Source organism: Methylomonas sp. (genome assembly GCF_023228165.1).
Lineage (GTDB): Bacteria > Pseudomonadota > Gammaproteobacteria > Methylococcales > Methylomonadaceae > Methylomonas.
Genome location: NZ_JALOBS010000001.1, coordinates 251,495 through 266,509, shown reverse-complemented (window position 1 = coordinate 266,509; position 15,015 = coordinate 251,495). Strand labels below are relative to the sequence as shown.

Sequence of the window (15,015 nt, the reverse complement as noted above, 5' to 3'; positions counted from 1 at the left end):
TATCCGAGCATGGGATGCGCGCAAAGGAAGCCGCTGGAAAAGCGGGTTTGAATTCGGAGCGGTTGATTGACCGCTCCGAAGCGTTTGATGAGGTTAAGTTCTGAAGCTACCAACCGTGGTGCGCAATTGGTCCGCCAGTTCCAGCAATTCATTGCAGGCGTCCGCGGTATTTTTAGCGCCCACCGATGTTTCTTCGGAAACATGGCTGATATTGCTAATATTGCGGTTGATTTCCTCAGCCACTGCGGTTTGTTCTTCGGCGGCACTGGCGATTTGGTTATTCATATCGTTAATCGTATCGATACGTTGGCTGATCGATGTAATTGAACCGCCAGCGGAAGCAGCTTGTTCGACACTGGATGCAGCCCGCTTGCGGCCGTTATCCATAACCGACACCGCCTTTTTGGCGCGGTCTTGCAAGCGTTCTATGGTTTGCTGTATTTCCAGAGTAGAGTTTTGAGTGCGACTGGCCAGGGTCCTGACCTCGTCAGCCACCACGGCAAAACCGCGACCCTGTTCACCTGCTCTGGCGGCTTCAATAGCGGCGTTTAAGGCCAATAAGTTGGTTTGCTCGGCAATGCCTTGGATAACCCCCAATACTTCGCCGATACTGTTACTGTCGTTTTCCAGTTCATGAATCACGCTGGCTGCGTTTTCCACTTCAGAAGCCAGATTATTAATGCCGTTAACGGCGTCGTTAACAATATTTTTACCGCTGGTTGCCTCTTGGTCCGCTGTTTCCGCGGCTTCGGAAGCCTTGACCGCATTTCTGGCCACTTCTTGAACAGTCGAGGTCATTTGTTTCATGGCGTTGGCTACCAGAGTGGTTTCCTGTAATTGACGTTCGACGCCTTTTTGGGTTGTTTGGGTAATATTGGCCAGTTTATGCGAGGCGTTGGCAAGTTTTTCACTGGTGACGCTAATCTCGTCCACGGTTTTGGCAATCTTCTTGACGAAGGAGTTAAAGCTCGAGGCAACCCAGGCAAATTCGGATTTACCCGATGCATTCAGTCTGGCCCGCAAGTCGCCGTCGCCACTACAAATTTTTTGTAAATTCAAAGCCAGATCGGTTAAAGGGCCAATAATGATTTTACCCATCACAAAATAGCCGGTACTACCGATTAAAAACAAGCCAAGTATCAAAAAACCGACTGCATAGTACATTTCGGTTTTGTAGCCTGCCAAGGCCACGCTGAAGGGCGTGATAATTTCAAACGCGCCGTGTAAATCGCCGGCCCGACGGTTTTCCATGGGGTAACCCAACAAATCCTTGCCTTGGTCGTTATTCCATAAGGCCGCTGAAGTAGCGGGATCGCCGTGGCATAATTCGCATTGCTTTACCATTTTAACGGGCCTGAAGTAGCGAATCTCCTGCTTTTCTTCGTCTACCATGCTGTATTCGGTTAGTGAAGGGTCGCTTTGAAAGAGATCCAATACTTTACGTTCGATTTCGTCAGGATTATTTCTGGGTGGATTGCGGGGGTTAAGTGCTGGGGCTTTAAAACGGAAGCCGGCTTCCTTGGCTTTGGCTTCGATAACGTCCCAGGCATTTGCGGTAGGCACGGTGGCGATGATCAATTCACGTGCGGCGGAAGCTGTTTTGTTTTGGGTCACTTCAAGCAGATATTCTGGCGTATACAGTCCCTCTTCCCATTTTTTGACCACGTTATCGCGGATCGATTCTGATACCAGCAACAATTGACGGGAGGATTCGATTTTACGATCGATTAGGTTTTGCTTTTGAGCGTTAGAGAACGCAACCAATGCGCCGATTCCAACAACCGTAAGTACACCCATGGTTATGGCAACCACTTTTACCCCAACTGAATGCCAGTTCATCATCAACATCCGAAACTCCTGCTAACGCTTTAAAATTATTATTCTGAATTCTAGTGCCATATTTGGCTGAAGACAGGCGCCGAAAGTATAGCTTACAATCTATCGGCAACTAACTAAAAAACTTAATTAAGCATGCGGAAAATCAAAGTTTTGCTTATGTGTAAGGCATATCCGCTATGAAAACGCTAGTGGATGCGGATAGGTAAATCCGACAGAGGTCGGTTGTCCGCCTTGTATTGAATGCTTTGAGTGCTTGGCGGGTTTGATAGTGTTGAAGTATCAGGTCCAGGGGAAGCCTTTTTCAAGGCGCCGTGCCTGACAGCATGCCACAACCTCGGCATCATAAATTGTGCCTTTGCCGCGCTCAATTTCATCTAGGGCTACTTGATGACCTAGCGCGGCACGATAAGGGCGGTGCTAAGCCATTGCTTCAACGACGTCAGCTACTGCCAATATGCGGGATTCAAGCATAATTTCCCCGCCTTTAAGTCCGTAAGGATAACCTGCCGTCTAGGCGTTCGTGATGCTGAGCCACCATTTTCGCTAATGGCCAGGGAAATTCGATACCGCAGATAATGTCGTAACCCACCGTCGGATAGGCCTTGATGACGTTGAACAGAATTGGATCGAGCCTGTCGGGACGATTGAGGATTTCGGAAGGCACGGCTATCTTGCCGATATAGTGTATGGTCGCACCCAGACGTAAACCTTCCAGGCGAAACGGATCCAGGCCCATTCGACTGCCGATTTGTATCGCCAGCTCTGCGACCCGGTGCTCTTCTTCCTCTGCCTGCTTGCGTGTGGAAATATCGATTACACTGGACCGGCTTTCAATCACTTTTCCGGATTCATCAAACACCGGATCGATGCAGACAGTCACCCATATGGGGTGGCTGTCGCAGTGACGCATCTGCAGTTCGAAATCGCGGACACTTTCGCCTTGCAGGAAACGCTCAAAAATTTGTCTGGCCATACTCAGGCCGGCTTCAGTGTCAGCATAAAGATCGAAAACATTCTTTTTAGCCAGAGTCTGGCGATCGTATCCCAGTAACTCACACAAGGCTTGGTTGAACTGTAACAGGCTGCCATCCAGGGGCGAAACCGACACATAACCGCGTTCCAAAGCAGCCATGCGCCAGTCGGCAAAGCCTTGTGCATCGTGGACGATATCTCTTGTAATGAAAGCCTCCTTACTGCGAATGGCATAACCGGCTGGATTTTGCCCGCTTTGATCCTCGGACCAGGTCAGTGTCAAAATATCCAGAAATCCATGCTCATGGCCGGCGTGGGCTACGGGTTGTATGGTGTTATGTTCATCGTTTTGCGCATGGCCGACCCAAACAAAACGATAGCCGCCACTTTCAGTCAGAATCCGGCAGATATCGTTCACTAGCGTCTGTTCCTGCACCGCATGTACCAGGGTGGTATTGCACAGACTCAATGTGCGTAGCGCGCGGTTGAGTCTTCTCATCTCCAGTTTCGCCTGACGCAATTCGGTTGCATCTTGCACGGTGCCTATCATACGCAATGCTTGACCTTTTTCGCTGAGGCGGACCTCTCCAACTTCGTGAACAATGCGCACGCCGCCTTCGGGCAGGATGATACGGTGATCGATGACGTAATCCTGATTGCCTGATTCACATCGCTGATGCTATTTGTATCCGCCAGCAACATTTCAGCGCCGGCACTATTGTTCCGGTCCGCGTCATCAAACAATTGTAAAAATTGAGTAGTGAAATAAGGCTTAACCAGGCGTTTTGCGACACTATCGAGTTTAGGCCGGCGCACATCCGTCACATCCTCGAGGATATGGATGGCAGCTTTCGCCTGGATTAGGTGGCAACGTTGGACCGGAATACGCAAACGGGCCTTCCGGCCGGGGGGGGGGCGTAATAAGGACGACCTTGCATCTGCTCCAGACTACAGCCGGCTTGCTTGCAATAGGCTGGGTTTGCTTGCGGGATATGCATCTGGCCGTCATGGATGAAAATCGGGTCACTGATCGCAGCAAAAGCCTCGTTCCAATGTTGGCTAACACGCTTCAGCCTGCGATTAAGGTCGCCCGGGCCGCCGGACTGTCGGCTGGCACCAACTCAATGCCGATACCACTGCCTGGCAGAGGGAGTCGGGTGTGTTGGGCAGTTTGGCAAATGGCCACTCCGGATAGAGTTGTGTGCTGACTAGAAAATCAAAATTCACATAATGTTGCGGGTTCAGCAGTTTCAATTCGGTCAGATCAATGCAGCCTTCGGCATTCATGCGTTCGAGGGTGTCGGCATTTATACCCCCTATGTTGCTTTTCCCGACTAGCTATTAAATAGCCGCCCAAAGAGCTTTCATCGACCACCGCGAAACTTTTTGCTTACCAAGTCTGTTAGATCCTGAATATCATCTCGATCTGCACGGGTGAAGACTACCTCGCCATAATCGGTAGAACTGCTGCCATTAATGCGATTACGCAAGGTGGCGAGTCGTCCTGCGCCGTAACGCATTTCAAAGTCGACATACATTTCAGGGGTGGTCACTTCATCGGCCGCCACTGTCTGGCCTATGCGCTCGAAACCCAGCGGCACCACGGTAAAATAGTATCCGGGAATACGCTGTCTCAGATAGTCGGCGGTCGGTTGCCATTGATTGAGGGTGTTCTGTTCCCCACGTTCTGCCAATACGCACAAGTGTATTTTTCGCCTGAACCGATACGGGGTTCAGACTTCAGGCAAGTACTAAAAATACAAATAATCCGACTCGAAACAGGGGCATAACCTAGTATTATTAATTTAAATGACCGCTTCTAATATACATTGTTAAGACGTAACTATTTACCCAGTTACAGGAAAACCCAAGCTTCAGGTGCTAAAACATAGAACGGTTGGATTGCGATTGAGATAGCGACAATGTTTGTTTTGAAAGAAGTGGTCTTCTCATATAATAGAGGTAGAGAACCGATTTCCGCCCGAAAATAACGGTGTAACGTCTTGTTTTTGTAGGGTCGCAATAGGCTGTTTTGCGGTGCGTTTTTCTGGAAAAATTTCTACTTAGATTGTTGATTGATATGAAAAAAATTAAAGTTCTCTTTGTCTGTATGGGCAATATTTGCCGTTCCCCCACGGCGGAAGGTGTTTTTAATGCATTTATTGCCAATCGAGAGTTGGTTGACGCCTTTGAAGTCGACTCTGCCGGAACGCATGCCTACCATGTTGGCGATTCGCCCGACCTAAGAGCGCAGAAAGCTGCCAGGGAAAGGGGGGTTGAGCTCAAACATCTGCGGGCCAGAAAAGTCAATCCGACCGATTTTGAGTTGTTCGACCATGTCCTGGCCATGGACGAAGAAAATGTTACTATCTTGTCGGAACTTTGTCCTGATGAGCACAAGCATAAAATTCGCTTATTTCTTGATTACGCACCGCAGGTAAAAAGTCGCGAAGTGCCGGATCCCTATTATGGCGGGACCTATGGGTTTGAACGGGTTTTGGATATGGTCGAAGCCGCTTCCGAAGGTTTTATAGAGGCTTTGCAGCGTGAAGGTGCGTTAACTTAAATATTAAACGGAGAGGGCGCATGGCTATCGTATCCAATACGGTTGATTATTTAGATGATGATGTATTACTGGAGGGCTTTTTTGCCTACGACGATACCCTGGTAGGTGTTCGGCCGGTGGTGCTGATTCATCACGCTTGGGCCGGACGCGATGAGTTTGTGGCTGAAAAGGCTAAAAAGTTGGCGGAACTGGGTTATCTGGCCTTTGCGACCGACATGTACGGAAAAGGCGTAATTGGTAGTTCCCCGCAGGAAAATGCCAGTCTGATGCAGCCTTTTATGGCGAATAGGGCGAAGCTGCAACAGCGGCTGCAGCGAGCATTGGCGGCTGTTAAGTTGATGCCTTGGGCGGATGATACGCGCATAGCCGCCATGGGCTTTTGCTTTGGCGGTTTGTGCGCGCTGGACTTGGCCCGCAGCGGGGTTGATATTCGCGGTGTGGTGTCGTTTCACGGTTTGTTGATTCCCGCCGATAACATTCCCAAACCTGAAATCAAAGCCAAGGTTTTGGTCCTGCATGGACATGACGATCCCATGGCCCCCCCTGAACAGGTGTTGGCTTTACAGTCAGAATTAACGCAGGCTGGCGCTGATTGGCAGGTGCATGTCTATGGCGGCACCCTGCATGCTTTTACCAATCCTGTCGCAAATGACCCTGGCTTTGGTACGGTCTATCAAGCCTTGGCTGATAAGCGATCCTGGCAAGCCATGCAAAATTTTTTGGCCGAGATTTTTGCCTGACTAGATTGACGGGCATTTGCTATAATCGGCGGCTTTTATGAGCCTTTGCTAGTGTGAAAAGGATTTAATACTTCAGGCAAACCCGTCGAGCCGCAAACGCTTGGCTGAATTGGAACCACGGACCCATGTCAGACTTCGCTAAAGAAATTATCCCGGTTAATCTCGAAGACGAGATGAAACAATCCTACCTCGATTACGCGATGAGCGTGATTGTGGGTAGGGCACTTCCTAATGTTAGAGACGGGCTGAAGCCCGTGCATCGTCGCGTGCTATTCGCGATGAGAGAGCTCGGTAACGACTGGAATAAACCGTATAAAAAATCCGCGCGCGTGGTCGGCGACGTCATCGGTAAATATCATCCGCATGGCGATACGGCCGTGTACGACACTATCGTTAGGATGGCGCAGCCTTTTTCGTTGCGCTATATGCTGGTAGACGGTCAAGGTAACTTTGGTTCGGTTGACGGCGACTCGCCCGCGGCTATGCGATATACCGAAGTGCGAATGTCAAAAATCGCTCACGAACTGCTGGCCGATCTGGATAAGGAAACCGTGGATTTCGTGTCCAACTATGACGAATCGGAATCCGAGCCAACGGTAATGCCGACCCGTATCCCGACTTTGTTGATCAACGGCTCGTCCGGTATCGCCGTGGGAATGGCCACCAATATACCGCCGCACAATCTCAACGAGATTGTCTCCGCTTGTTTGGCTTTGATCGAAAACGCCGATCTGACAATCCCCGAATTGATGCAAATCGTGCCGGGTCCGGACTTTCCCACCGCCGGTATTATTAACGGTGCTTCCGGTATTTACGAAGCGTATACCACCGGGCGTGGTCGGATTTATATCCGGGCTCGCTCCCACTTTGAAGATATCGGCGATAGCGGCCGGCAAGCCATTGTTACTACCGAATTGCCGTACCAGGTCAACAAGGCTCGCTTGCTGGAAAAAATCGCGGAGTTGGTTAAAGAAGGCAAGCTGGAGGGTATCTCGGGTCTGCGAGACGAATCCGATAAAGACGGCATGCGCATGGTGATTGAACTGCGTCGTGGCGAAGTGGCCGATGTGGTGCTGAATAATCTGTACAAGCAAACCCAGATGCAGACCGTGTTCGGTATCAATATGGTGGCATTGCTGGATGGTCGGCCACACTGTATGTCATTGAAAGACATCCTGTCGGCGTTTATCGATCACCGCCGCGAGATCGTTACCCGCCGTACCATCTACAATCTGCGTAAAGCACGGGAAAGGGCGCATATTTTAGAAGGTTTGGCGGTTGCTCTTGCCAACATCGATGACATGATCGAGCTGATCAAGACTTCGCCGAATCCCCAGGAAGCCAAGCAAGGTTTGTTGGGTAAAACCTGGAGTGCCGGTCTGGTTGCTGCATTGCTGGATAGAGCCGATGCCGATCGCTCGCGTCCGGAAAACTTAGGTCCTGAATATGGTTTGGCGGACGGTTTTTATCGGTTGTCGGAAGAGCAGGCGCAAGCGATTCTGGATTTGCGTTTACATCGTTTGACAGGGCTGGAGCAAGAGAAGATCGTCAACGAATACAAGCAGTTACTGGAGTTGATTGATGAATATTTGCATATTCTCGGCAGTGATGTGCGCTTGATGGAAGTGATCAAGGAAGAGCTCGAGGCTATCAAGGAACAGTACTCGGATGCCCGGCGCACTGAAATCATGCAGGATTTTTCTAATCTGTCTGCTGAAGATTTGATTACCGAAGAAGACATGGTGGTGACCATGTCGCATGAAGGCTATGTCAAAACCCAGCCGCTGACCGATTATAAAGCCCAGCGCCGTGGTGGTAGAGGCAAGTCGGCAACGGCCACTAAAGAACACGACTTTATCGACAAGCTGATCATCGCCAATACCCACGACACCATTTTGTGTTTCTCGTCGCGCGGCAAAGTGTATTGGTTGAAAGTCTATGAATTGCCGGTAGCTAGCCGGGCCTCGCGCGGTAAACCGTTTGTGAATTTATTGCCGCTGGAAGAGGGCGAGAAAATCAATGCCATGCTGTCGGTGCGCGAATATAGTGAAGACAAATTTGTATTCATGGCCACCGCTTCCGGCACCGTGAAAAAAACCCCTCTGACCGAATTTGCGTACCAGCTGGCCAAGGGTAAAATCGCCATCGATTTGCGGGATAACGATATGTTGGTGGGCGTAGCGCTGACCGACGGCCAACAAAACGTCATGTTGTTTAACAGCGACGGCAAAGCGGTCTGTTTCAATGAAACCGATGTGCGTCCGATGGGACGAACCGCGGCCGGTGTGCGCGGCATGCGTTTGCAGGAGGGCCAAAAAATTATCTCGTTGATTATTTCCACCGAAGGTACAGTGCTGAATATTACCGAAAACGGTTATGGCAAACGTACTCGTACCGAAGAGTTTACCCAGCATAAACGTGGCGGTCAGGGTTTGATTGCCATTCAAACCTCCGAACGTAACGGAGCGGTAGTCGGAGCGGTATTGGTGAATGACACCGATGAAATCATGCTGATCACCAATGCCGGCACCCTGGTTAGAACGCGAGTGAATGAAATTTCGGTAGTCGGCCGCAATACGCAAGGCGTGACGGTGATTCGGCTGGATAAAGGCGAAAAAGTGGTCGGCGTCGACAGGATAGAAGGTTTGGGTGACGACGAGGATGAAATTGAAGAAGGCGAAGGCAACGATACAATAACCGATAACGCCGAACTGGGCGGGGAAGAAGAATAATGGCAAGGATATATAATTTTAGCGCCGGCCCGTCGATGATGCCGGAAGCCGTACTGTTGAAAGCGCAACAAGAAATGCTGGATTGGCAGGGTACCGGCATGTCGGTAATGGAAATGAGCCATCGCGGCAAGCCTTTTATGGCAATTGCCGAAGCCATGAAAAACGATCTGATCGAGCTGCTAGCGATTCCCGCCAATTATAAGGTGTTGTTTTTGCAGGGCGGAGCCACGGCACAATTTGCCATGATTCCGCAGAACATTTTAAACGGCAAAACGGCAGCCTGTTATGTCAATACCGGTGCTTGGTCCACCAGTGCCATCAAGGAAGCCGGAAAATATTGCGAGGTTAAAACGGTCGCCAGTTCCGAAGACAGCAAATTCACCACCATTCCCGCTGCAGACCAATGGCGGATAGACCCAGATGCTGCCTACCTGCATTACACCTCCAACGAAACCATACATGGCGTCGAATTTAATCACCTGCCGGAAGTGGGTGGGCTGACATTGGTCTGCGATATGTCCTCCAATATTCTATCGCGACCCGTCGATATCGGCCGCTACGGGATTATATATGCCGGTACTCAGAAAAACATGGGGCCTTCCGGGGTGACCGTAGTGATCGTCCGGGAAGATCTGGTCGGTCTGGCGCCAAAATCAGTACCGTCGGTGTTTAATTACGAACAGCAGGCCAAAAGCGATTCGATGTTGAATACCCCGGCAACTTATAACTGGTATCTGCTGGGCTTGGTTTTACAATGGTTGAAAGGCGAAGGCGGTGTGTCTGCTATCGAACAACGTAATATTCATAAGTCGAATAAGTTGTATCAAGCCATCGATCAGTCCGGTTTGTATAGCAACCCGGTGTCTAAGGATTGCCGCTCGCGCATGAATGTTCCGTTTGTGTTGTCCGATGCTGCCCTGGATAAAGAATTTTTGAGCTTGGCCGAGAAAAACGGTTTGACTACCCTGGCAGGGCACCGCTCGGTAGGCGGCATGCGCGCCAGTATCTACAATGCCATGCCGGAGGCCGGTGTCGATGCGTTGATTGCTTTCATGGTCGAGTTTGAACGCACCCACTAAGCAGAGCATGACAAATATCATCCCTTTGTCGGAATTACGCACCCAAATCGATGCGATCGATCAACAAATCCTGCAATTAATTAACCAGCGGGCCAAGTGTGCGATTGAAGTAGCCCGAACCAAGCAAGCCGAGGGCGAGACCGGTAGTTTTTACCGACCGGATCGGGAGGCACAGGTCTTACGGCGTATCAAAGAGCTTAATCCGGGGCCGTTGAGTGATGATGCCGCCGCGCATTTATTTCGTGAAGTCATGTCCGCTTGTCTGGCATTGGAAAAGCCATTGGAAGTGGCCTATCTGGGGCCGCAAGGTACCTTTACCCAACAGGCGACTTTTAAGCATTTCGGGCATGCGGTCAAAGACGTGCCGGTACCGACCATACATGAAATTTTTCAGGCGGTGGAAACCGGGCATTGTCAGTTTGGGGTGGTGCCGGTGGAAAATTCCACCGAGGGTGTGATTGCCCATACCCTGGATCGTTTTATAGCCAGCCCGTTGAAAATTTGCGGCGAAGTGGAAATCAGAGTGCATCAAAACCTGTTGGGCAAAATGGATGGTCTGATCGGGATCGATGAAGTGTTTTCGCATCAACAATCGCTGGCTCAATGCCGGCAATGGCTGAATACTTATCTACCGGGTGTTACGGTAACCGCGGTCAGCAGCAATGCCGAAGCCGCCCGATTGGCATCCTTGGACCATAGCAAGGCGGCAATTGCCGGTTTGGTAGCCGCCGAACTGTACGATCTGAACATTATCGAGAAAAATATCGAGGATGAAGCCAACAATACCACCCGTTTTATCATTATCGGTGCCCAGCAACCGGTGTCGACAGGGTTGGATAAAACCTCCATCCTGGTATCGACCGGTAATCAGTCCGGTGCCTTGCATCGAATCCTAGGCCCGTTTGCCGAATATGGTATCAGCATGGCCCACATCGAATCGCGTCCTTCCCGGCAAGGTTTGTGGGATTATGTGTTCTTTATCGATATAGAGGGCCACCGCGACGATGAATATGTCGGCAAGGCGCTGAAAGTGCTGCAAAACAATGTCAAAATGTTGAAAATATTGGGTTCTTATCCCAAAGCTGTCATTTAACCAATTACTACATGAACAAATTTTTAGAACTTGCGTTGGCCGGTGTTCAACAACTGGTGCCTTATGTGCCCGGTAAGCCGGTAGAAGAGTTACAACGTGAGCTGGGTTTAAACGAAGTCATTAAGCTGGCTTCCAACGAAAACCCGCTCGGTACCGGCAGCAAAGTGACGGCGGCCATACAGGCAAGCTTGCCTGAGCTGACCCGTTATCCCGACGGCAGCGGCTTTTCGTTAAAAACCGCTTTGTCGCAAAAATGGGGCATAGCACCGGAGCAAATCACCTTGGGTAATGGTTCCAGCGAGATTCTGGAATTGGTCATGCGCACCTTCGTGTCACCCGATCACGAGGTGATATTTGCACAACATGCCTTTGCCTTGTATCCGATATTGACTCAAGCGGTCGGAGCGCGTGCGCGGGTTGTCCCGGCCAAGGATTTCGGTCACGATTTACCTGCCATGTTGGCGGCTGTGAACGATAAGACCCGAGTGGTGTTTATCGCGAATCCGAATAACCCCACCGGAACCTTGTTGGCGCGGCAGGATGTGGAAAACTTTATTACCGCTTTACCTGCCCATGTGTTGTGCGTGCTGGATGAAGCCTATTATGAATTTGTCGATCCCGCTGTCCGAGCAGAGTCGCTGCACTGGCCGCGGCGGTATGCCAATTTGATCGTTACCCGCACTTTTTCCAAAGCCTACGGTTTGGCCGGTTTGCGCATCGGTTACGGTATTTCGTCGGTCGATGTAGCCGATTTGCTGAATAGGGTACGGCAACCGTTCAACTCCAATATGTTGGCTTTGGTCGCGGCGGAAGCGGCACTGAGCGATACCGAATATTTGGCGGAAACTTTGTTAGTCAACACGATTGGCATGGCGCAATTGACTGATGCGTTTCAAGGCATGGGTTTGGACTGGATCCCGTCTTCGGGCAATTTCGTGTCGGTCGATCTCAAGCAAGACGCGCTATCTATTTATGACGCATTACTTAGCAAAGGCGTGATTGTGCGCCCGATAGCCAATTACGAAATGCCTCGGCATTTGCGGGTCAGCATCGGTACCGAGCGTGAAAATCAGCTGTTTATTGCCGCTTTGCGTGAGGTATTGAGCGGTGTTTGAACGCTTATGCGTGATCGGCACCGGTTTGATAGGCGGGTCGATTGCCAGAGCCGCGCGCGCCCAAGGTTTATGCAAGGAAATCGTCGCGTTTGGCCGCGAAAAGAATTTACCCAACCTACAGCTTGCAAAGGAGCTGGGGGTCATCGACCGGTTTTATATCGATATGGGGCAAGCCCTGGAGCATGCCGATTTGGTGATCGTTGCGACGCCCGTCGGCAGCATGCGGAGTATCTTCGAACTCATCAGGCCGCATTGGCATGCGCAGGCTTTGTATAGCGATGCCGGCAGCACCAAAGGCAGCGTGGTGGCAGCGGTTGCCGCCGCATTCGGTCATGTCCCGAACAACTTCGTGCCCGCGCATCCGATTGCCGGTGCCGAACGCAGTGGTGTGGACGCCTCGCATGCCGAGTTATTTAAGAATCGCCGCCTGATTATTACGCCGCTGGCGGATACCGATAAGCAGTTTGTTGATAAGCTGAGCAATTTTTGGCGGCAAATCGGCTCCAGCGTATCGGTGATGAGTGTCGAGCACCACGATACCGTGTTGGCGGCCACCAGTCATTTGCCGCATATCCTGGCCTTTGCCTTGGTCGGTCTGTTGGGGCGCAAAGACGAACAGCGGGAAATTTTTAAATATGCCGCTGGTGGTTTCAAGGATTTTAGTCGTATCGCCTCCAGCGATCCGACCATGTGGCAGGATATTTGTCTTGCAAATAAATGTGAAATAATCCCGTTGATTCAACAATTTAAAGCCGAGTTGACTCATATTGAACAGTTGCTGGCCGATGATCAGGCTCAACAATTGTTCGATACTTTTACCTATGCTAGGGATGCGCGGCAACGATTTCTCGATAATTTTGACGATTAAATAAAACATTATGTCTCAATCCATTACATTTCAGGTTCTACCCGGCGGCAGTTTGCGCGGTGAAATTCGTGTGCCCGGCGACAAATCCATGTCGCATCGTTCCATCATGTTGGGTTCGCTGGCAGAAGGCGTAACCCATGTTAGAGGCTTTTTGAATGCCGAAGATGCCATGTCTACATTGGAAGCCTTTCGCGCCATGGGTGTTGAAATTGAAGGTCCGGTCAATGGCGAAGTCACTATCCACGGTGTGGGTAAGCATGGTTTGAAGGCGCCGGCAAAACCGTTGTATTTGGGTAACTCCGGTACCTCGATGCGCTTGTTGAGCGGTTTGTTGGCCGGGCAGCCGTTTGATTGTGTATTGACTGGCGATAAATCCCTGGAATCGCGGCCGATGAAACGCGTCACCACGCCATTGGCGCAAATGGGTGCCGTGATCGAAACCCAGGACAAGGGCACCGCGCCGTTGCATATTAAAGGCCAGGCCGGCAAGCTGAAAGGCATGCATTACGATATGCCCATCGCCAGCGCCCAGGTCAAATCCTGTCTTTTGCTGGCCGGCATGTATGCGGAAGGCCAGACCAGTGTTACCGAACCGGCGCCGACCCGTGACCATACCGAGCGGATGCTGAACGGTTTCGGCTACCCGGTAACACGTGAAGGCAGCACCGCCAAAATCGACAGCAAAGGTAAGTTGACCGCAACCGAAATCGATGTGCCCAGTGATATTTCATCGGCGGCATTTTTCCTGGTTGGCGCCAGTATTGCTCCGGATTCCGATGTGACCTTGAAGCATGTTGGTATAAATCCTACCCGTACCGGCGTGATCGATATTCTGCGTCTGATGGGCGCCAATATCGAAGTGCTGAACGAGCGTGAAGTCGGTGGCGAACCGGTGGCTGATATTCGGGTGCGTTCGGCGCAATTAAAGGGTATCGAAATTCCGGAAGAATTGGTGCCTTTGGCAATCGACGAATTTCCGGTATTGTTCGTGGCGGCGGCTTGTGCCGAAGGGCAAACTGTTTTGACCGGTGCCAAGGAATTGCGCGTAAAAGAATCCGACCGGATTCAAGTGATGGCGGACGGTTTGCAAATTCTGGGTGTGGATGCGCAACCTACCGAAGACGGCATGGTGGTGCAGGGCGGCGGTAAAATTGCTGGCGGCGTGGTGGATTCTCATGGTGATCACCGCATCGCGATGTCGTTTTCGATTGCCGGTCTGCGCGCCGCTGGGCCGATCACAATCAATGATTGCGCCAACGTCAATACCTCGTTTCCTGAATTCAGGCAATTGGCTACTCAATTAGGCTTGAATCTCAGCACTTTGTAATCATGAATATTCCTGTTTTAACAATCGATGGCCCTAGTGGGGCCGGTAAAGGTACCGTCAGTCGCGCGGTAGCCAAGTTATTGGAGTGGCATTACTTAGATAGCGGCTCTATTTATCGCTCGTTAGCTATTGCGGTATTGCAATCCGACGTAGCGCTGGATAATTTGTCACAAATAACGGCAATCGCGGGAGCGATGCAGCTTGAATTTGATTGTGGCGAGGTTCTGGTTGTTAGATTGGATGGAGTCGATATCACTGCGCAATTGGGCACTGAAACCACCGGTAATGCGGCATCCATCGTGGCTGCTTATCCAGCTGTCAGGGCAATTTTATTGCAAAAACAAAAGGATTTTAGGCGGTTACCGGGGCTTGTGGCCGATGGTCGAGATATGGGTAGCGTGGTTTTCCCTGATGCCGAATATAAGGTTTATCTGACGGCCAGTGCCGAGGAAAGAGCAAATAGACGATATAAGCAGTTGATTGAAAAAGGAATCGATGCTAATCTTTTTCAGATTACCCGAGAAATTGAAGAGCGCGATCGTCGCGATCAGGAGCGGGCAACTGCTCCTCTGACAGTGCCGGAAGGCGCAACCACTATTGATTCCTCCAGTTTAAGCATCCAGCAGGTGATAGACGCGGTAATAAACCTAGTTCGTTAAAACTTAGGTTTGGCGGTCGCCATTA

General features: G+C 50.7%; 14 protein-coding genes. 9 read left to right on the top strand and 5 right to left on the bottom strand.

Annotated features, from left to right (window positions below; all coding sequences use genetic code 11):
- Nucleotides 1–93: 93 nt before the first annotated feature.
- The 5 genes from M0R33_RS01135 to M0R33_RS01120 all read right to left on the bottom strand — a co-directional run bounded on the left by M0R33_RS01135 (nucleotide 94) and on the right by M0R33_RS01120 (nucleotide 4,505).
- A complete protein-coding gene (locus M0R33_RS01135; RefSeq protein WP_292563779.1) occupies nucleotides 94–1,848 on the bottom strand; it encodes a methyl-accepting chemotaxis protein in 1,755 nt (584 codons plus the stop codon).
- Nucleotides 1,849–2,323: 475 nt separating this feature from the next.
- A complete protein-coding gene (locus tag M0R33_RS01130) occupies nucleotides 2,324–3,421 on the bottom strand; it encodes a PAS domain-containing protein (protein ID WP_292563776.1) in 1,098 nt (365 codons plus the stop codon).
- 250 nt (nucleotides 3,422–3,671) lie between these two features.
- Nucleotides 3,672–3,842 carry a PAS domain-containing protein gene (locus M0R33_RS24345; RefSeq protein ID WP_366042953.1) on the bottom strand — a complete coding sequence of 57 codons (171 nt, stop codon included), beginning with the start codon at nucleotides 3,840–3,842 and terminating at the stop codon, nucleotides 3,672–3,674.
- A gap of 49 nt (nucleotides 3,843–3,891) precedes the next feature.
- Nucleotides 3,892–4,098 (bottom strand): hypothetical protein, encoded by a 207-nt coding sequence (locus tag M0R33_RS01125; RefSeq protein WP_292563773.1) that lies wholly within the window; start codon nucleotides 4,096–4,098, stop codon nucleotides 3,892–3,894.
- Nucleotides 4,099–4,175: 77 nt separating this feature from the next.
- Entirely contained in the window at nucleotides 4,176–4,505 is a 330-nt protein-coding gene (locus M0R33_RS01120) for a PhnD/SsuA/transferrin family substrate-binding protein (protein WP_292563770.1), read from the bottom strand.
- Between the two features lie 386 nt (nucleotides 4,506–4,891).
- Here M0R33_RS01120 and M0R33_RS01115 point away from each other — a divergent pair, with 386 nt between their 5' ends.
- The 9 genes from M0R33_RS01115 to cmk all read left to right on the top strand — a co-directional run bounded on the left by M0R33_RS01115 (nucleotide 4,892) and on the right by cmk (nucleotide 14,990).
- Nucleotides 4,892–5,377, top strand: coding sequence for a low molecular weight protein-tyrosine-phosphatase (locus tag M0R33_RS01115; protein ID WP_292563768.1), 486 nt, complete (start codon nucleotides 4,892–4,894; stop codon nucleotides 5,375–5,377).
- A gap of 20 nt (nucleotides 5,378–5,397) precedes the next feature.
- Nucleotides 5,398–6,117 (top strand): dienelactone hydrolase family protein, encoded by a 720-nt coding sequence (locus M0R33_RS01110; protein ID WP_292563766.1) that lies wholly within the window; start codon nucleotides 5,398–5,400, stop codon nucleotides 6,115–6,117.
- A gap of 125 nt (nucleotides 6,118–6,242) precedes the next feature.
- On the top strand, nucleotides 6,243–8,849 hold the full coding sequence (gene gyrA, locus M0R33_RS01105; RefSeq protein WP_292563763.1) for a DNA gyrase subunit A: 2,607 nt from the start codon (nucleotides 6,243–6,245) through the stop codon (nucleotides 8,847–8,849).
- Nucleotides 8,849–9,928, top strand: coding sequence for a 3-phosphoserine/phosphohydroxythreonine transaminase (gene serC, locus M0R33_RS01100; RefSeq protein ID WP_292563760.1), 1,080 nt, complete (start codon nucleotides 8,849–8,851; stop codon nucleotides 9,926–9,928). The genes gyrA and serC overlap by 1 nt, the downstream gene beginning before the upstream one ends.
- Before the next feature lie 7 nt (nucleotides 9,929–9,935).
- Nucleotides 9,936–11,021, top strand: coding sequence for a prephenate dehydratase (gene pheA, locus M0R33_RS01095; RefSeq protein ID WP_292563757.1), 1,086 nt, complete (start codon nucleotides 9,936–9,938; stop codon nucleotides 11,019–11,021).
- 11 nt (nucleotides 11,022–11,032) lie between these two features.
- The gene (gene hisC, locus M0R33_RS01090) at nucleotides 11,033–12,136 is read left to right on the top strand and encodes a histidinol-phosphate transaminase (RefSeq protein WP_292563755.1); all 1,104 of its coding nucleotides are present in this window, start codon (nucleotides 11,033–11,035) and stop codon (nucleotides 12,134–12,136) included.
- Nucleotides 12,129–13,004 (top strand): prephenate dehydrogenase/arogenate dehydrogenase family protein, encoded by an 876-nt coding sequence (locus tag M0R33_RS01085; protein WP_292563752.1) that lies wholly within the window; start codon nucleotides 12,129–12,131, stop codon nucleotides 13,002–13,004. Before hisC ends, M0R33_RS01085 begins: the two co-directional genes overlap by 8 nt.
- A 10-nt stretch (nucleotides 13,005–13,014) precedes the next feature.
- Nucleotides 13,015–14,331, top strand: coding sequence for a 3-phosphoshikimate 1-carboxyvinyltransferase (gene aroA, locus M0R33_RS01080; protein WP_292563749.1), 1,317 nt, complete (start codon nucleotides 13,015–13,017; stop codon nucleotides 14,329–14,331).
- 2 nt (nucleotides 14,332–14,333) lie between these two features.
- Nucleotides 14,334–14,990, top strand: coding sequence for a (d)CMP kinase (cmk, locus tag M0R33_RS01075; RefSeq protein WP_292563746.1), 657 nt, complete (start codon nucleotides 14,334–14,336; stop codon nucleotides 14,988–14,990).
- The last annotated feature ends 25 nt before the right edge of the window (nucleotides 14,991–15,015 follow it).